This is a genomic window from Sphingopyxis sp. SCN 67-31 (genome assembly GCF_001725095.1).
Genome location: NZ_MEFH01000016.1, coordinates 16,250 through 32,265, shown reverse-complemented (window position 1 = coordinate 32,265; position 16,016 = coordinate 16,250). Strand labels below are relative to the sequence as shown.

Genomic DNA, 16,016 nt, shown 5'->3' with positions numbered 1-16,016 from the left:
ACGTGAGCGACGGGCTCGCATTCATTTCGGTCGACCATCCGCCGGTCAATGCCTTGAGCCTGACCGTTAGGCAGGGGCTGGCCCGGGCGATTGCGGCCGCCAATGCCGACCCTCTCGTGGACGGACTCATACTTCGGACGATCGGCAAGACCTTCATAGCGGGTGCCGACATCAAGGAACTTCAGCAAGGCATGCACCTGCAATCCCCGACCGTGCGGGATATCCAAGACATGATCGAGGCAGGCAAGCCCAGCGTCGCTGCCATACATGGAAGCGCTTTGGGCGGCGGCCTCGAACTCGCGCTGACCTGCACGTTTCGTGTCGGGCTCCCCGATGCAACGGTCGGTTTGCCCGAGGTCAAGCTCGGCCTGTTGCCGGGCGCGGGGGGCACGCAGCGCCTTACCCGGCTCTGCGGGCCACGGGTCGCGCTCGACGTCATACTTTCCGGCCGGCGCCTGGATGCAAAGGAAGCGTCCGATCTCGGCATATTCGACGCGATCGTGACCGACACCCACGACGCACCCGCCCGCTTTCTGCGCGACCGGCTTGCCGCTGGCGACGTTCCGCCGCCGATTCTGGAAAGGAGCCACGCCATCGCAAACGTCGATGCCGCGATCTTCACGGATGCCCGGACGAACAATCGCAAGCGTGCTCGCGGGCGTCTGGCGCCGGATGCCATCGTCGATTGCATCGAGGCCGCATGCCGCTTGCCTGGGGCGGAGGGCGTGGCATTTGAACGAGCGCAGTTCGACGCGTTGCAGGGGGGCGAGCAGAACAGAGCGCTCGCCTACGCGTTTTTTGCCGAGCGCGACGCCGCCAAGGCGCTCGGAAGCAACCCTGCTCCGGCCTTGGAGGTGGCGCGGGCAGGAATCGTTGGCGGCGGACTGATGGGATCGGGCATTGCGGTCGCCCTTGCCAATGCCGGTATCGATGTCATTCTTGTCGACGTCGATCAGGATGCCACGTCGGCCGCGCAGCAACGGATCGCACAAATTCATGCGGGTGCGGTGGCACGCGGCGCGATGAGCGATGCGGCGCGCCACGCCGCGCAGAATCATATTCATTTTCATACCGACTATCGGAGCTTCTCTTCCTGCGATCTTGTGATCGAGGCCGCCCCCGAAAGGATGGCGATCAAGGAAAGCATTTTCGCGCGCCTTGGCGAGGTGACTCCCGCCCATGCCATCCTTGCAAGCAACACCAGTTCGCTGGACATCGACCGGATGGCAGCCGCGTCGAACCACCCGTCGCGGGTTATCGGCCTGCATTTCTTCTCGCCCGCGCACGTCATGAAGCTGGTTGAGGTCGTGCGGTCGGGCGCCAGCAGCCCGGAGGCGCTTTCCACGGGAATGGCGCTTGCCAGGCGGTTGGGAAAGGTTGCCGTGCTTGCGGGGAATTGCGATGGCTTCATCGCCAACCGCTCCCTTCAATTTTATACCGGCCAGGCCGAATTTCTGATGGAGCAGGGCGCCAGCCCGGAACAGATCGATCATGTGGCGGAAGCGTTCGGCATGCCTATGGGCCCGGTGGCCATGCGCGACATGGCGGGGCTAGACGTGGCCGCATTGGTACGATCCGTGAGAGCCAGGACGCTGCCGCCCGAGGAGCGGCTGTCCCCGCTGATCGAAAAGATGGTCGAGGCCGGGCGCCTGGGGCAAAAAAGCGGGGCCGGATTCTATCGATATGAAGGCCGAAAACGCATCACCGACCCCGAAGCCCTCGCCATTATCCAGGCAGCCGCGCGCGAGCTGGGGATCCGGCAACGAAGCTTCACCGACGAAGAGATTCGCGACCGTCTGTTCCTGCCGATTATCAACGAAGGCGCGCGCGAGATCGAGGAAGACATAGCGCTGCGCGCCAGCGATATCGATGTAGCGTGGGTCAACGGCTATGGCTTCCCGGCGCATCGCGGAGGACCGATGTACTGGGGCGAACAGACCGGGCTGGACCGCGTGGTTGCGATGGCGGAGCGCCTGGGTGCCGAGTTGGGCCCCCGATGGCAGCCGTCAGCGTTGCTCCGCCATGTCGCGGCAAGCGGCGGAGAATGGTCCCGAACCCTAGGCGGAAAGGATTGAGTCTTGCGTGAAGTAGCCATCGTCGCAACCGCCCGTACTGCAATCGGCAAGGCACACAAGGGCGCCTTCAACATCACCGAAGCCCCGGTGCTGGCCAGCCATGTGCTGAAAGCCGCGGTCGAACGTTCCGGCATCGATCCCGCGCGGATAGACGATGTCTATTTCGGCACGGCCCTTCAGCACGGCTCCCAAGGATCCAATCTTGGCCGGATGTCGATTTTCGCATCCGGTCTGCCGATCAGCATTCCCGCGATGACGCTCGATCGCAAATGCGGGTCCGGCCTGTCCGCAATCGCACTGGCGGCGCGGTCCATTATCGCCGACGATATCGACATAGCTCTGGCGGGTGGCATGGAGAGCGTCAGCCTCGCCATTCCGCAGGCGCCGCCCCCGATCCAGAACCGATCGGTCATTTCGGGACAACCGCACGCCTATATGGCCATGATCGAAACGGCCGAACTCGTCGCCGAGCGCTATGGCATTTCGCGGGACGCACAGGACGGCTTCGCGGCGGAGAGCCATCGCCGCGCCACGGAAGCAATCGAGCGCAACCTGTTCGCCGACGAGATTGTGCCCATAACCGTGGAACGCGCGCTTCGCTCCAGGGAAGGAATGGTTTCGGGTGTCGAGGAGGTCCGGATCGATCGCGACGAGGGTGTTCGTGGCGATACAACGAAAGAGGCGCTCGCCGGACTGAAGCCCGTGTTCCAGGGCGGTGAGTTGATCGCACAGGGACAGCATGTCACGGCAGGAAACGCCAGCCAGTTGTCCGATGGCGCATCGGCGCAATTGTTGATGGAGCGGTCGACCGCAGAGGCGGAGGCCAAAGAGATATTGGGCTTTTATCGGGGCTTTCAGGCGGCGGGCTGCGCTCCGGAGGAGATGGGCGTCGGTCCGATCCATGCCATCCCCAAGCTGCTGCAACGTGCGGGGCTCGGGATCGATGACATCGGATTATGGGAGATAAACGAGGCGTTCGCCAGCCAATGCCTCTATTGCCGCGACTTTCTGGGCATCAACGATGCTCGATTGAACGTCAACGGCGGCGCGATCGCAGTGGGGCATCCGTTCGGGATGACGGGAAGCAGGCTGGTGGGCCACGCCCTGCTCGAAGGTCGCCGCCGCGGCATACGCTGGGTCGTCGTATCCATGTGCACGGCAGGAGGGATGGGCGCGGCCGGCCTGTTCGAGGTGGCCGACTGAGGTTCGCGCCATGAGACAGGCTTCAGCGGAACGGCGAATCAGGACGCGAGAGAAGTTCGGATATGTCGTCGGCACTGAACGCCTGGCCGTTTTCCAGCACGAGCGTGAAATGTTCGCGGTCCTGCGGCGATGCCCGATGGAACGCGACAAGAATTTCGCGAAGCGGCCTCGCCGCTGGCAGATCATCTTCCAGCAGCGGCAATTCGATGCCGCTCTCTTCGTCATGCGCGCGCGTCAGCGTGCCGCGCAAATCCCAGATATGCCGATTATCCGTCATGCCCGATCCCTGATCTGAGTGCCGCCGCTCTGTCCGGCGCAGTGTGCGCAGCAGAAGATATCGTCGCCCTCTTCCACGCCATGTCCGATGATTCGACAGTCGCAATGGACGCAGCGCGGCGCCAGCGCTTCGATCGCGCATTCGAAACTGTCGAAGGTCGAGGTCTTCCCGCCGAGTTCGACGGTGAAGCTCTTGTCATAATCGTTGCCGCATTGATCGCAGATCGCCATCACAACCTCCTCTAATCGCTCCGGTTCGACTTCGCACGCGGCGTCGCCGGCCTGCCCTTTTCGCCGCGGTCCCGTCCGAGGCCAGCGGTCTCGGCCGACGCGCGCTGATCGGGCGGATAGTCCCCGGCCTTCACGATGCCGACATTATCGCGATCCTCGACATCCTCCCGCGGAAGTCCGCCCGGCGTCGGAGCGCCCTCGGCCTGCTCGGACCGGGCATCGCCGTCGGCGCGTTTGTCCTTTTCCGCCATCTTCGAGCTCCTGCGGGCGTTCCAAGATGCAGGAGAGACGCGCCCCTCGATGGGGGAGTTCCCCATGGAGCAAGGGGAGCGCCGCAAAAATCGGCAAAACTTCAAATGGATCAACTTGTGCGGACGCGCATTCGGTGCCGCCGATCAAGAATGAAAGGAAACCGAGGCCGACAAGACCCTCAACCGAACGAAACACATTGTCCGATATTCCGGTCGGCAGCGCGGGCCAGCACATGATGTCCCGCCGCAATGTCCTGCGCGGCGATGCCCAGCGATTTGTAGATCGTGATGTCGTCGTCGCTGCAGCGTCCCGCCACCTTGCCCAACGCGACCTCACCGATCTCGCCGAGGATATGATCGGGACCAATCAGACCCGCGGCGATCGCGCGCAGATATTCGCCGGCCTGGTTGAGCGCGGAATCCCGATAATCAACGAAGAAGCGCGACTTCGCGACCAGATCGCCATCGATCTCGGCGGTGCTCGGAATGCTTGAGCCCACGATGTTGAGGTGCGTGCCCGGTTCGATCCACGCTCCCGGCAGGATCGGTTCGGAGGCATGGGTCGTGGTGCAGACGATGTCGGCGCCCGCCACGGCATCGGCCACCTGTTCGACGGCGCGACAGCCGACATCATAGGTGGCGGCACAGGATGCGGCGAGAGCCTGCGCCTTCGCGGGATTGCGGCCCCAGATGCGGATGTCCGCGATCGGCCGGACGGCAATCATCGCCTCGACATGTCGCCTTGCCTGTTCGCCGGTGCCCAATATGGCCAGTCGCGTCGCTTCCCTGCGGGCGAGAAGGCGCGTCGCCATGCCGCTGGCGGCGGCCGTCCGGATCGCCGTGATCTCGGCGGCGTCGAGCAGTCCGACCGGGTGGCCGTGGCCGGTTTCGAACAGCACCAGCATCCCGAGATGCGACGAAAGGCCGGTGCCGGCATTGCGGGGGAAGAGGCTGAGCAGCTTGACCGCGTACATATCGGCGGTCGCCAGATAGCCCGGCATGATCCCGAGCGCACCGATGTCGCCGGGCATCGTCATGATGCTGCGCAGCGGCAGCAGCGATTGCCCTTCTGACACCGCGACCATCGTGGTTTCCATCAGCTCGATGCACGCCGACATCGGCAGCATTTCGCGGATTTCGGGACCGGACAAGACGCGCAGTTCGATGCTCATTCCACCCCCCGGTTCGTCGTCAAAGCGAAGCAACCGGAGTTCCGCCGGCATGCTGCTGGTCGGTTTGCCCTATACCAGCGCAACAAAAGCCCGCCAGCCATGCGAGCCCGACAATTCGCAAGGCACGCCGACAGCCAGGCTCGGGAGGGCGGAGGTCCCCGACGCACGACGACGTTGCTTGTCCAGGAGGAAAGGCTCGCTCACCGGACTGCCGGCTAGCCATCGGGACGGAAGCGGCGGCGTTCGGGGTCGCGCTCGCAGCGAAACCGGTCCCTGATCCGATCGTTGAAGAAGGTCCCCGCCGACGCCGCCCGACACAAGTCGTCGAACAGTTCCTCCGGAACGTCGAAATAGAAATAGATGCCGCTATTGCGAAAGCGGATGCAAAGGATGGACGTATCCGGATCGAACGCCGCGCGATCGATCATCGAGGATTGGTCGATCCGGCAGGTGCGCATTGCAGTCCCTATCCTTGCCCTACCCTGTCGAAATGAAGCCCTGCCCGAAAAGTTGCGATCGGGGTGCGGGCCGTCCGCGTCGAGCAACCGGGAGACGCGGCTTGCGTTGGTTGATCATGCAAATCGATATTTCGCGAACATGACGCCGCGCTGTTCCTCGACACTGTGGGGTGTTCGCCGCGGTCAGAGCGCGGGCAATGACGCGCGCGATGCCGCGCACGCCGCGGGCGCGGCGCGCATCCCGCTCGTCCCCGGGCTCATGCGGGGGGTCGGTTAGGCCATGGACATGCTCAGCCCCGATCTCCTCTGACCGATCGCCGGTGCCGTCGTCGCCGGTGCGGTGATCGGGGGCGAGCGCGAATATCGCGCGAGCCCGGCCGGACTGCGCACGCATATCCCCGTCTCGCTGTCGTGACGGCTTCGAGGAAGAGAAAGCCGAAGCCCTCGTCGCCGCGATCCGCGGGGACGCGGGCATCACCGGTTTCGACATCCACCCCCAGCAAGCTTGACGCACGACGGCGACGCCACACGCTCGTTAGACGGCCCCGACCCCGAGCCGTTCGGGCGCAAGATGGGCGGGTGCGATGCCCCAGTCGGTCAGACCCGCGGGCCATGCGCCGCCGGTGATGAGCACCTCGGCAATCGCGCTCATCGCCGGGGCGGTCTGAAGGCCATATCCGCCCTGACCCGCAAGCCAGAAGAAGCCGTCGGCGTCGGGGGCGAAGCCCGCGACCGGAACGCGGTCGTGCGTGAAGGTGCGCAGCCCCGCCCAGCTATGGCCGATCCGCCGGACGGCAAGCGACGTATAATGTTCGACCTTCGCCGCCGCGAGCGCGATGTCATATTCCTCCGGCTGGGCGTCGGTCGGCTCGCTCGGCACTTCGTCGACGGGGCACGCCAGCAGGCGCCCCGATTCGGGCAGCATGTAGAAATCGTCGACCGCGGTCTTGGTGAACGGCCAGTCGCGAACCTCCTGACCGGGCGGCGCGTCGAAGGCGATGATCGTGCGGCGCAGCGGTTGCAGGCCCAACGGCGCGACGCCCGCCAGCCGCGCGACCTCGTCACACCAGGCGCCCGCCGCGTTGACGAGGACGGGGGCGGCGAACCGATCGCCGGCCGCGGTGGTCGCGACCCAGGCCGCGCCGTCGCGGGCGATCGCGACGACGCGGGCGCCCGCGATCGACCGGCCGCCTTCGCGCTTGATCGCGGCGCGGTAATCCTGTTGCAGCGCCTCGCTGTCGAGGCGGCGCGCGGTCCGGTCGAGCACTGTGGCGACGATCCCGTCGCCGCCGCAACGCAGGACCGGCATGACGGCGCGCACGGCATCGGCGTCGAGGCGCTCGAGCCCGTCGCTATAGGGCCGCATCTCCGCCTCCAGCGCGTCGAGCCCGGCAAGCATCTCCGGCGGCGCGATGAACAGCGCGGAGGAAGGACGCGACAGCGCGGTGCCGTTGGCGCCCACGGTTTCGAAATGCGCGCGGCTGAACGCCGTCATCCCGCGCACCACCGATTTGCCGATGCCGAAATGATAATAGGTCGCGCTGCGGCCGCTCGAATGATAGCCAAAACCGTCCTCGGCCTCGAGCAGGATGGTCCGGCCGTGCGGGGCGAGCCGCGCCGCCGCGGACACGCCGGCGATGCCGCCGCCCACAATCAGGAAATCGGCGGTCTGCAAGTCTCACTCCTATGAAACGGTGGCCGGCGGCGGGCGCGGCACGGGTCTCGCCCGGCCTAGTTCGCGACGCGGATGATGCCGACGCCCTTCACGATGTCGATCCGCGTGCCGAAAGGCGCCGACAGCCGCTGGAGCCGTTCGAGGATGCGGGCGCCGGTTGCCGCGTCGGCCATGTTCGGCACGCCGCGCGCCGCGCCCGTCGCGGTGACGCCGAGGTCGATCGGATACAGGCGCACCTCGGTCAGCCGTCCGTCGCGGAAATGCGTAGTCGCGATCACCGATTCATAGAGGTTGGGATCGGAAAAGCTCTTCGCGTTGCGCGCCTGGAGCAGTTCGGGGGTCGTAACGCTGCCCGGCGTGACGCCGAACTGGTCGAACATGTCGGCGGGCACCTCGTCGAGCGAATTGTTCATCATCGCGAAGTTGCCGAGCGAATAGAAGATCGGCTTGCCCTTATAGATCTCGATACCGCGAAGCTGGTGCGGCCCGTGCCCCATATAGACGTCCGCGCCCGCATCGATGATCTGGCGGGCAAGACCGGGCGCGAAATCGGCAGGGGTCTGGCTGGCGTTGCCGGGTTCGTGATTGTGCAGCGAAAAGACGACGAAATTGCCGTTCTGCTTCGCCTGCCGCACCGCGAGCAGATTGGCGTCCAGATCCTTCCGGTTGAGATCGTAGCCGATCGTCATCGGGGTCGTCGGAGCATCGACCGCGCGAAAGTCGCGGCCCTTGATCCGCACCGTCGCGCCCGCCTTCGTTCCGGTGATGCGCGCCAGCACCGCAAGGTCGGCTTCGGACACCTGCCCGATCTCGGTGCTGCGGATCGTGTTGGCGCCGGGACGGCCCGGCACCCGGCCCAGCGGGTCGGCGGCGGGGGTCATGGGGGTGAAGGTCGTCGTCGCCGAAACGAGCGCGACGCGCCCCTGCGGCCCGTCATAATAGGCGGGCGCGCGCGCCTCTGCCATCGTCCGTCCGGTTCCGGCGCGCACCAGCTTCGCGGCGTCGAGCAGCTTCAGCGTCTCGATCATCCCCTCAACGCCCCAGTCGGTCGCATGGTTGTTGGCATGGCCGACGATATCGATGCCCATGGCGGCGACGTCCTTGGGCACTGCCGGATCGGCGAGCATCCAGGTCCCGCCCGATTCGGCCTGCGGCGACCCCTTGAAGGTCGCGAGGTCGAGCGCGGTGGTCTCGAAATTGCCGAAGGTCACGTCGGCACCGCGCAGGATGCGCAGCATTTCGGGTGCCTGCTTCTCCAGCGTCGCCAGCATCGGGCGCAGATAGATGAGGTCGCCGACGGCGGCGAGGCTGAAATCGCCCGCGATCGGCGTGCTGGGGACCGGCACGGTTTCGAGCGTCTGGCCGCCGCGCTGCTGGGCATGGACCGAAAGCCCGGTCAGCGCCGCCGCGGCCGATCCGGCCAGCAACAGGATGCGCAGGACCTTGGGGCAGGCAAAGGGACGGGCGAAATTGGTCGACATGCGGATGCTCCCCTGATGTGAAGCATAGCGAATAGGCGGCGGCGCTGACACCAACCTGTCACCGGTCAATCGGCGCGCAGAAAACGCACCGTCACGCACAATCCCCGGCCGCTCCGGCCGTCCGCCAGTTCGATCTGCGCGCCCATGCGCTGCGCCAGCGCGCGCGCGATCGGCAGGCCCAGACCGGTCCCCGTCGGCTGCCCGCGTCCCTGGATGCGGTAAAAGCGATCCCAAACCTTCTCACGCTCCGCCTCGGGAATGCCGGGGCCGTCGTCGTCGATCTCGACCAGCGGCCCGCGCGCGTCGTTCGTCAGGCAGACCGAGACCATCCCCCCGGGGCGGCTGTAGCGTATCGCATTGTCGAGCAGATTGCCGATCAACTCGGCGGCAAGCGTGGGCTGGCCCATTGCCATCACCGGACCCTCGCCCTCCTTTTCATAGCTGATGAGCCGGTCGGCCGAGGCCTGCGCGGCGCGCTCGCCCGTCACGCCGGCGGCGATGTCGGCGAGGTCGAACGGCTGCACCGATATCATCCCCTGATCCTCGCTCCGCGCGAGCGCGATCAACTGGCGCAGCAATTGTTCGAGCGTGTCGATGGCGTGCGGAATGTCGGTCAACGCCGCCTGCCCCTGCCGCGATTGCGGGCCATAGCGTTCGAGCACGTCGAGCTGCACGCGCACGACCGCAAGCGGCGTGCGCATCTGGTGCGAGGCGTTCGAGGTGAACTGGCGCAGCGATTCGCTCGCGCGTTCCAGCCGCGCCATCAGTCCGTTGAACGCGGCGACAAAGGGACGGATTTCGGTCGGGGTCGCCTCGTCCGCATCGAGCCGGACCGAGGGAGAGGCGGCGCGCCGTGCCGCCTCGACCTGTTCGGTCAGCGTGCCGAGCGGGCGCAGACCCCAGCGGATCGCCAGCCAGAACAGCAGGCCGGTCACGAACAGCGCCGTCAATCCGATCATCAGGACCTGCCGCAGGAAGGCGCGCTCGTGCGCCAGGCGGTCGTCGACATAATCGGCGATCTGGATCGCGATCAGCCGGTCGTCGCCGTGCGCGCGGCGAATTTCCATCGCGATCCGCGCGGGCTTTCCGTGCAATGTGCCATCGCGCAGATAGGCGGCCTGCGTCACCGCGCGCGCATCGGCGGGGTCGAGATAGCCGCGCACCAGCCGGGTCTGGCGATAGGCGTTGGTGAAGACCGTCGGGGGATGGCGGTCGATCGTGCCGTCGTCGGTCGGACTATAGTCGGCGGGCGGGCGCAGCGCCGCGTCGCCGGCGATCAGCCGCTCGCCGCGCCAGACGCTGTAATGCACGACCGGACGCGCGCGTCGCTTGAGCAGGTGAACCGCGAGCGGGATCAGCCGTTCGCGGTCGGCCGCCGGGCTGTTGTACGCGAGACTCAGGGTGCGCACCGAACCGATCAACACCCGGTCGACGGTATCGGCCTCGTTGTTGCGCGCGACCAGCGTCGTGATGATGCCGAAGAACAGCACGAGCCCCGTGAGCGGCAGGAGAACGGCGGCGGTCAGGCGAAAGCGCAGCGAGGGGGGAAGACGGCGCATCGGTCAATCGGTCTCGATCATATATCCGAGGCCGCGCACGGTGCGGATCGCGGGGCCCGACGGTTGCAGCTTGCGGCGCAGGCGCCCGACATAGACTTCGAGCGCGTTGGGCGTCACGGCATCGTCGAAATTGAAGACTTCCGCCGCCAGCCTTTCCTTCGGGATCACCTTGCCCGGCCGCCCCATCAGCGTTTCGAGCACCGCGAGTTCGCGGCGGCGCAGATTGATCGCCCGGCCGTCGAGCGTCACCGTCCGGCTCGAACGGTCGAACGACAGCGCGCCGATCCGCAGCACCGGGTCGGCGGTGCCCTGGCTGCGGCGGACTAGCGCGCGCAGGCGCGATTCGAGTTCGCGCGGACTGAACGGCTTGGCCATATAATCGTCGGCGCCGCGATCGAGGCCGGTGACCCGGTCGTCGATCATGTCGCGCGCGGTCAGGATCAGGATCGGCGTCGTCACCCCGCGTGTGCGCAGCGCCCCCAGCACGTCGAGCCCGTCCATGTCGGGAAGTCCCAGATCGAGGATGATCGCGCTGTAGGGCTCGCTTTCGGCGAGATGCAGCGCGTCTTCGCCATTGGCCAGGCAATCGACCGCGAAGCCGGCCGCCTCCAGCGAGGCGGCCATGCCGCGCGACAGGCGCTCGTCATCCTCCACCAACAGCACGCGCATGATCCGATTCCGCTTCGCCTCCTGCCCTGTTGCGATAGAAATTACGGCCAGCCTCTATCTCCGCATACGGAAATGTCACGCCCGGCTCCGATAATTTTCCATTCATTACCCGAAAGCCGGGCCGCCGTCGTTGGTGTCAGCTTCGTGACAGCGACCTCGATTAGGGAGGCGCGCTCGAACCTTGTCCGTAGCGCCACGGGAGAATCGGATATGAAGACCAGCCTGCCTCTGCTTGCGGGGGCGACCTTGGCCTTGTGCGGCGCGACGCCGGCCGTGGCTCAGGCGCCCGCGCCCGGCGACGCCGCCACCATTGCGCAGCTCGATGGACTGTTCGCACGCTGGGCGCGCGACGATACGCCGGGCTGCGCGATCGCCATCTCGCGGGGCGGACAGCCGATCGCGATGCGAAGCTATGGCATGGCCAGCCTCGAACTCGGGGTGCCTGCCACCGTCGACAGCATCTACGAAGCCGGTTCGGATTCGAAGCAATTCACCTCCGCCGCGATCCTGATGCTGGCGCGCGAGGGCAAATTGTCGCTCGACGACGATATTCGCAAATATCTTCCCGAAATGCCGGCCTATGCCGCACCGGTCACGATCGCGCACATGCTGCACCACACCAGCGGCCTGCGCGACTGGGGATCGGTTTCAGCGATCGAGGGCTGGCCGCGCAATTCGCGCACCGCGAACAACGATGACGTGCTGCGGATCGCCGCGCGTCAGGCCGAACTCAATTTCGCGCCGGGCAGCCACTATCTTTACAGCAACAGCAACTACAACCTGCTGGCGATCATCGTCGACCGGGTCAGCGGGCAGTCGCTCGCCGATTTCACCCGCGACCGCATCTTCGTCCCGCTGGGCATGACCAGCACGCGCTGGCGCGACGACCATGGCGATATCGTGCCCGGCCGCACCGGCGCCTATGAGTTCGAAGACGGCGTCTGGCGCAACGAACAGGTGATCGAGGACGCCTATGGCAATGGCGGCCTGCTCACCACCGTCGGCGACCTCGTCAAATGGCAGGCGGCGCTCGACAGCGATTTCTTCGGGCCGGGTTTCACCGCCCAGATGCAGCAGACGACGAAGCTCAACGACGGAACGCCGATCGCCTATGCGCTCGCGCTGGTGAATCTCGACCATCGCGGGCAGCAGGAGGTCGGCCATTCGGGGTCGACCGGCGGCTATCGGGCCTGGATGGCGCGCTATCCGGCGCAGCGGCTCGCCGTATCGCTGCTCTGCAACGCGGGCGATGCCGATGCGCCGGCGCTGGGGCGCGCGGCCGCCGATATCTTCCTGCCGCCCGACAACGCCAGGACCTATGTGCCGCGCGGCGCCGCCCCGACCGGTCTCTATGCCGACAGCGTGAGCGGCGCGCCGCTGCGTTTCGAGGTCGACGACAAGGGCGGCCTGCGCGCCGACGGCCGCGCACTCGTTCCGTTCGGGCCGGGGCGCTGGATGCTGCGCGAGGATATCTTCGCCTTCGGCGCGAAGGGCAGCCTGGTCCGCGAAACGCGCGAGGGGGAAAAGATTCCCTATCGCAAGGTCGACGCCGTGACCGCGCTCGATCCCGCGCCTTATGTCGGCCGCTTCTGCTCGGTCGAAACCGGAACCTGCCTCAGCTTCCAGGCCAGCGGCGGCCAGCTTGTCTACAGCGGTCCGCGCTGGACCGGCCAGCCGCTCGCACCGGCCTATCGCGACGTGTTCACCGGCGCCGCCACGCCGCGCGCCTCGCGCATTATCGTCAAGTTCCAGCGCGATGCCGCGGGTGCCGTCACCGCGCTCCGCTTCGGCGAGAACCGCGCCTTCGACCTGCTTTTCACGCGCGCGGACTGACCGCCGCTTTCATTCAACGACATTCAAAAAAGGGGAATATCTATGCGTAACGATCGGACCGGGTTGAAAACCCTGTTGATGGGCGGCAGCGCCGCGGCGGGGCTGATGCTCGCGCTGGCCTGCGGCGGCACGGCCGCGGCGCAGGAAGCCGGCGACGAGGGCGCCGCCGCCGATTCGGCGATCGTCGTCACCGGCTCGCGTATCGACCGCAAGGGCTTCGACGCACCGACCCCGACGACCGTCGTCGGCGAATCCGAACTGGCGCAGGGCGCGCGGCCCAGCATCGCGCAGGTGCTGAACGACCTGCCGCAGTTCCGCGCCACCGTGTCGCCGAACAGCACCAACGCCAACACCAATTCCAGCACTTCGGCGATGGACCTTCGCGGCCTGGGCGCCACGCGCACGCTGACCCTGCTCAACAACCGCCGCTTCAACGGCGCGTCGGACCTCAACAGCATTCCGCAGGACATGGTCAAGCGCGTCGAGATCGTCACCGGCGGCGCCAGCGCGGCCTGGGGTTCGGGCGCGATCGGCGGGGTCGTCAACATCATCCTCGACGACAATCTGTCGGGCCTGAAGCTGGGCGTCCAGAACGGCCTGTCGACGCGCGGCGACGGCTATCGCTACAGCATCAACGGCAGCTTCGGCACCGAGTTCGCGGGCGGCAGCGGCCATTTCATGATCGGCGGCGAATATCAGAACGACGAGGGCATCCTCAGCCGCAACGCGCGCAAGAATGTCGGCAGCGCCGACCTGTTCACGCCCGCCGGCAGCACCGAACAGATATTGATCCGCGACGTCAATCCGGCGAATACCGGCCTCGACGGCCTGATCACCACCGGTGCGCTCAAGGGCATGACCTTCGCGGCCGACGGCTCGCTGCGCCCCTATCAGTACGGCAGCATGATCAACGGCGACGGCACGCTGATGGTTGGCGGCGAAGGGCGCGGGATCGGCGACCAGAAGTCGCTCGCCAACCCCTATCAGCGCGTCAACGGCTATGCCCGCGCCAGCTTCGAGGTCGGCGACGCGACCTTCTGGATCGACGGGCTCTACAGCCGCATCTGGGCCAAATATCCCTTCTATGCCGAATATGGCAATTACACGCTGAAAGCTTCGAACCCCTATCTCGACGGCATCCGCAGCCAGCTCGGCGCGGGCGAGACGACGGTCAGGATCGGCCGCGTGTTCGAAGATTACGGCATGCGCACCTTCGATTACTACCGCCAGAACGTCGAGGGCGGCATCGGCGTCGACGGCAGCTTCGCCGACGGCGCGTGGCGCTATTCCGCCTACTACAACCATGGCGAACTGCGCAACATGCAGAGCTATCACAACCAGATCGTCGGCGCGAAGATGACGGAAGCGCTCGATGCGGTCCGCGTCGGCAGCGACATCGTCTGCGCGGTCGCGCTGACCGACCCGAACACCGCGTGCCGCCCGCTCAACATCCTGGGTGCCGGTCGCGCCGATCCGGCCGCGATCGACTATGTGTTCGGCGACCTCGCCAAGGTCGTCTACACGACCAAGCTCGACAGCATGGGCGCCAGCCTGCGCGGCGACCCCTTCTCGACCTGGGCCGGCCCGGTCTCGATCGCGTTCGGCGGCGAGGCGCGCTGGGAAAAGCAGGTGACGAACAGCATCGATCCCATCTCGACGGCGCGCGGGTTCAGCCGCTTCAACTTCTCGCCGCTCGACGGCGGGTTCAACGTGCAGGAAGGGTTCGGCGAAGTCGCGATACCGCTGCTCGACCAGCCGTTCAGCAAGCTCGATTTCAGCGCCGCCGCGCGCTACAGCCACTATAGCACCAGCGGCGGCATCTGGTCGTGGAAGATCGGCGCCACCGATCGCATCCTCGACAATCTGCTGCTGCGCGTCTCACGCTCGCGCGACATCCGCTCGGGCAGCCTTGCCGAACTGTTCACGACGCGCACGACCACCTTCTCGACGGTGTCCGAGAACGGCCAGTCGTACAGCGTCACGCGCTACGGCGGCGGCAACCCGAACCTGAAGCCCGAGATCGGCAGCACGCTGACGCTCGGCGCGGTCTTTACCCCGACCTTCCTGCCGGGCTTCAACCTCGCGGTCGATTATTTCGACATCAAGCTGCGCGATGCGATCACCTCGCCGAACGCCCAGGACGTCATCACCGCCTGCGGCAACGGCAACCAGAACGCCTGCTCGCAGATCACGCGCGACGGCCAGGGCCGCCCGACCGAGATCAACTCGACCTATCTGAACCTTGCACAGTACAAGACCAGCGGCGTCGATATCGAGGCGAGCTATCAGCAGCCGGTCGGCGGCGGGACGCTTCGCCTGCGGGCGCTGGCGACCTATGTGTCGAAGGTCGTGATCGACGACGGCATCTCGGTCATCGACCGCGCCGGCGACGTCGGCGACGTCACCTTCGGCACGCCGCACTGGCGCGGGACCGGCAGCGTCACCTATGGCGACGATCATGCGACCTTTACCGCACGCGTCCGCTACGTCGGCGGCGGGCAGTACAACCATCTGCTGAACATCTCGAACAACGACACCTCCGCCCGGGTCTATGTCGACCTCAATGCGCAGGCGAATATCGACGAGCGGTTCACGCTCTTCGCCAACGTCAACAACCTGTTCGATCGCGATCCGCCGCTGAGCCCCGCCGGATCGGTCCACTACGACTCGATCGGCACCTATGTGACGGTCGGCGCCAAGCTTCGCCTCTGACCCCCGATAGCATCGAGGCGAAGGGAAAGGTGGGCATCCCATGGGGTGCCCACCTTTTTGCCGTTCCGGCGCCGGGGCGAACGGGGGGCGGAGGTCTCGTCCCGCCACTCTGCCGCTTGGCTGCGCTAAGACCGCAACCACAAGCCCACGCGAACCCGCGTCATTCGTCCTGTGCGCGGTCGATCATGTCCATGAAATCGCGCGCCGAATCGCGGTCGGCCGCATCGGGAAAGGCGACTTCCAGATCGGGCGCTGCGCCCAGCATATAGAGCAGCGCCCACAGCGCAAAGCGGCGGCCCGCATGCGTCTCCAGCGCCAGATCAACGCGCATCCGCTCAGTCCCCGCCGCCAGCGCCGCGGGCGGAATCGCGCCCATGTCGCGGGTGCCGAAATAGCGAAAGAGCTGGTCGTCGAAATCCAT

Annotated in this window: 15 protein-coding genes; 5 read left to right on the top strand and 10 right to left on the bottom strand. The window is 66.4% G+C overall.

Translation table 11 applies throughout. The features are described from left to right. Positions 1–2: 2 nt before the first annotated feature. Entirely contained in the window at positions 3–2,075 is a 2,073-nt protein-coding gene (locus tag ABS88_RS02535; RefSeq protein ID WP_286748976.1) for a 3-hydroxyacyl-CoA dehydrogenase NAD-binding domain-containing protein, read from the top strand. 3 nt (positions 2,076–2,078) lie between these two features. Then, positions 2,079–3,278: a thiolase family protein gene (locus ABS88_RS02530; RefSeq protein ID WP_104959511.1), complete on the top strand. Its 1,200-nt coding sequence runs from the start codon at positions 2,079–2,081 to the stop codon at positions 3,276–3,278. Between the two features lie 22 nt (positions 3,279–3,300). Here ABS88_RS02530 and ABS88_RS02525 read toward each other — a convergent pair whose 3' ends face one another. The 5 genes from ABS88_RS02525 to ABS88_RS02505 form a co-directional block, all read right to left on the bottom strand. After that, positions 3,301–3,528 carry a hypothetical protein gene (locus ABS88_RS02525; RefSeq protein ID WP_286748975.1) on the bottom strand — a complete coding sequence of 76 codons (228 nt, stop codon included), beginning with the start codon at positions 3,526–3,528 and terminating at the stop codon, positions 3,301–3,303. 23 nt (positions 3,529–3,551) lie between these two features. Next, positions 3,552–3,785 carry a metallothionein gene (locus ABS88_RS02520; protein ID WP_104959509.1) on the bottom strand — a complete coding sequence of 78 codons (234 nt, stop codon included), beginning with the start codon at positions 3,783–3,785 and terminating at the stop codon, positions 3,552–3,554. Between the two features lie 11 nt (positions 3,786–3,796). Next, positions 3,797–4,036: a hypothetical protein gene (locus ABS88_RS02515; RefSeq protein WP_104959508.1), complete on the bottom strand. Its 240-nt coding sequence runs from the start codon at positions 4,034–4,036 to the stop codon at positions 3,797–3,799. A 179-nt stretch (positions 4,037–4,215) separates the two neighbouring features. Beyond that, positions 4,216–5,208, bottom strand: coding sequence for an ornithine cyclodeaminase family protein (locus ABS88_RS02510; RefSeq protein ID WP_199775068.1), 993 nt, complete (start codon positions 5,206–5,208; stop codon positions 4,216–4,218). A 215-nt stretch (positions 5,209–5,423) separates the two neighbouring features. Further along, on the bottom strand, positions 5,424–5,666 hold the full coding sequence (locus ABS88_RS02505) for a KTSC domain-containing protein (RefSeq protein WP_234002615.1): 243 nt from the start codon (positions 5,664–5,666) through the stop codon (positions 5,424–5,426). 313 nt (positions 5,667–5,979) lie between these two features. On the opposite strand from ABS88_RS02505, the gene ABS88_RS25000 reads away from it, so the two are divergent. Then, the gene (locus tag ABS88_RS25000; protein WP_104960323.1) at positions 5,980–6,081 is read left to right on the top strand and encodes an MgtC/SapB family protein; all 102 of its coding nucleotides are present in this window, start codon (positions 5,980–5,982) and stop codon (positions 6,079–6,081) included. A gap of 120 nt (positions 6,082–6,201) precedes the next feature. Here ABS88_RS25000 and ABS88_RS02500 read toward each other — a convergent pair whose 3' ends face one another. The 4 genes from ABS88_RS02500 to ABS88_RS02485 form a co-directional block, all read right to left on the bottom strand. Next, a complete protein-coding gene (locus ABS88_RS02500) occupies positions 6,202–7,341 on the bottom strand; it encodes an NAD(P)/FAD-dependent oxidoreductase (protein WP_076075824.1) in 1,140 nt (379 codons plus the stop codon). Between the two features lie 56 nt (positions 7,342–7,397). Then, the gene (locus tag ABS88_RS02495) at positions 7,398–8,822 is read right to left on the bottom strand and encodes a CapA family protein (protein ID WP_083675109.1); all 1,425 of its coding nucleotides are present in this window, start codon (positions 8,820–8,822) and stop codon (positions 7,398–7,400) included. A 65-nt stretch (positions 8,823–8,887) separates the two neighbouring features. Next, positions 8,888–10,381, bottom strand: a complete 1,494-nt coding sequence (locus ABS88_RS02490; RefSeq protein ID WP_076075827.1) for a sensor histidine kinase — start codon at positions 10,379–10,381, stop codon at positions 8,888–8,890. 3 nt (positions 10,382–10,384) lie between these two features. Beyond that, positions 10,385–11,050, bottom strand: a complete 666-nt coding sequence (locus ABS88_RS02485; protein WP_067105752.1) for a response regulator — start codon at positions 11,048–11,050, stop codon at positions 10,385–10,387. A gap of 210 nt (positions 11,051–11,260) precedes the next feature. On the opposite strand from ABS88_RS02485, the gene ABS88_RS02480 reads away from it, so the two are divergent. Beyond that, positions 11,261–12,883: a serine hydrolase domain-containing protein gene (locus ABS88_RS02480; RefSeq protein ID WP_076075829.1), complete on the top strand. Its 1,623-nt coding sequence runs from the start codon at positions 11,261–11,263 to the stop codon at positions 12,881–12,883. 42 nt (positions 12,884–12,925) lie between these two features. Continuing rightward, on the top strand, positions 12,926–15,595 hold the full coding sequence (locus ABS88_RS02475) for a TonB-dependent receptor plug domain-containing protein (RefSeq protein ID WP_076075832.1): 2,670 nt from the start codon (positions 12,926–12,928) through the stop codon (positions 15,593–15,595). A gap of 160 nt (positions 15,596–15,755) precedes the next feature. Here the strand turns inward: ABS88_RS02475 and ABS88_RS02470 are convergent, their stop codons facing one another. Next, on the bottom strand, positions 15,756–16,016 hold the full coding sequence (locus ABS88_RS02470; RefSeq protein WP_076075835.1) for a hypothetical protein: 261 nt from the start codon (positions 16,014–16,016) through the stop codon (positions 15,756–15,758).

Excerpts from the sequence above, each read along its gene's own strand:
- ABS88_RS02470 (WP_076075835.1), bottom strand. The coding sequence starts at position 16,016 with ATGGATTTCGACGACCAGCTCTTTCGCTATTTCGGCACCCGCGACATG.
- ABS88_RS02485 (WP_067105752.1), bottom strand. The coding sequence starts at position 11,050 with ATGCGCGTGCTGTTGGTGGAGGATGACGAGCGCCTGTCGCGCGGCATG.
- ABS88_RS02495 (WP_083675109.1), bottom strand. The coding sequence starts at position 8,822 with ATGTCGACCAATTTCGCCCGTCCCTTTGCCTGCCCCAAGGTCCTGCGC.
- ABS88_RS02490 (WP_076075827.1), bottom strand. The coding sequence starts at position 10,381 with ATGCGCCGTCTTCCCCCCTCGCTGCGCTTTCGCCTGACCGCCGCCGTT.
- ABS88_RS02475 (WP_076075832.1), top strand. The coding sequence starts at position 12,926 with ATGCGTAACGATCGGACCGGGTTGAAAACCCTGTTGATGGGCGGCAGC.
- ABS88_RS02520 (WP_104959509.1), bottom strand. The coding sequence starts at position 3,785 with ATGGCGATCTGCGATCAATGCGGCAACGATTATGACAAGAGCTTCACC.
- ABS88_RS02480 (WP_076075829.1), top strand. The coding sequence starts at position 11,261 with ATGAAGACCAGCCTGCCTCTGCTTGCGGGGGCGACCTTGGCCTTGTGC.
- ABS88_RS02510 (WP_199775068.1), bottom strand. The coding sequence starts at position 5,208 with ATGAGCATCGAACTGCGCGTCTTGTCCGGTCCCGAAATCCGCGAAATG.
- ABS88_RS02505 (WP_234002615.1), bottom strand. The coding sequence starts at position 5,666 with ATGCGCACCTGCCGGATCGACCAATCCTCGATGATCGATCGCGCGGCG.
- ABS88_RS02515 (WP_104959508.1), bottom strand. The coding sequence starts at position 4,036 with ATGGCGGAAAAGGACAAACGCGCCGACGGCGATGCCCGGTCCGAGCAG.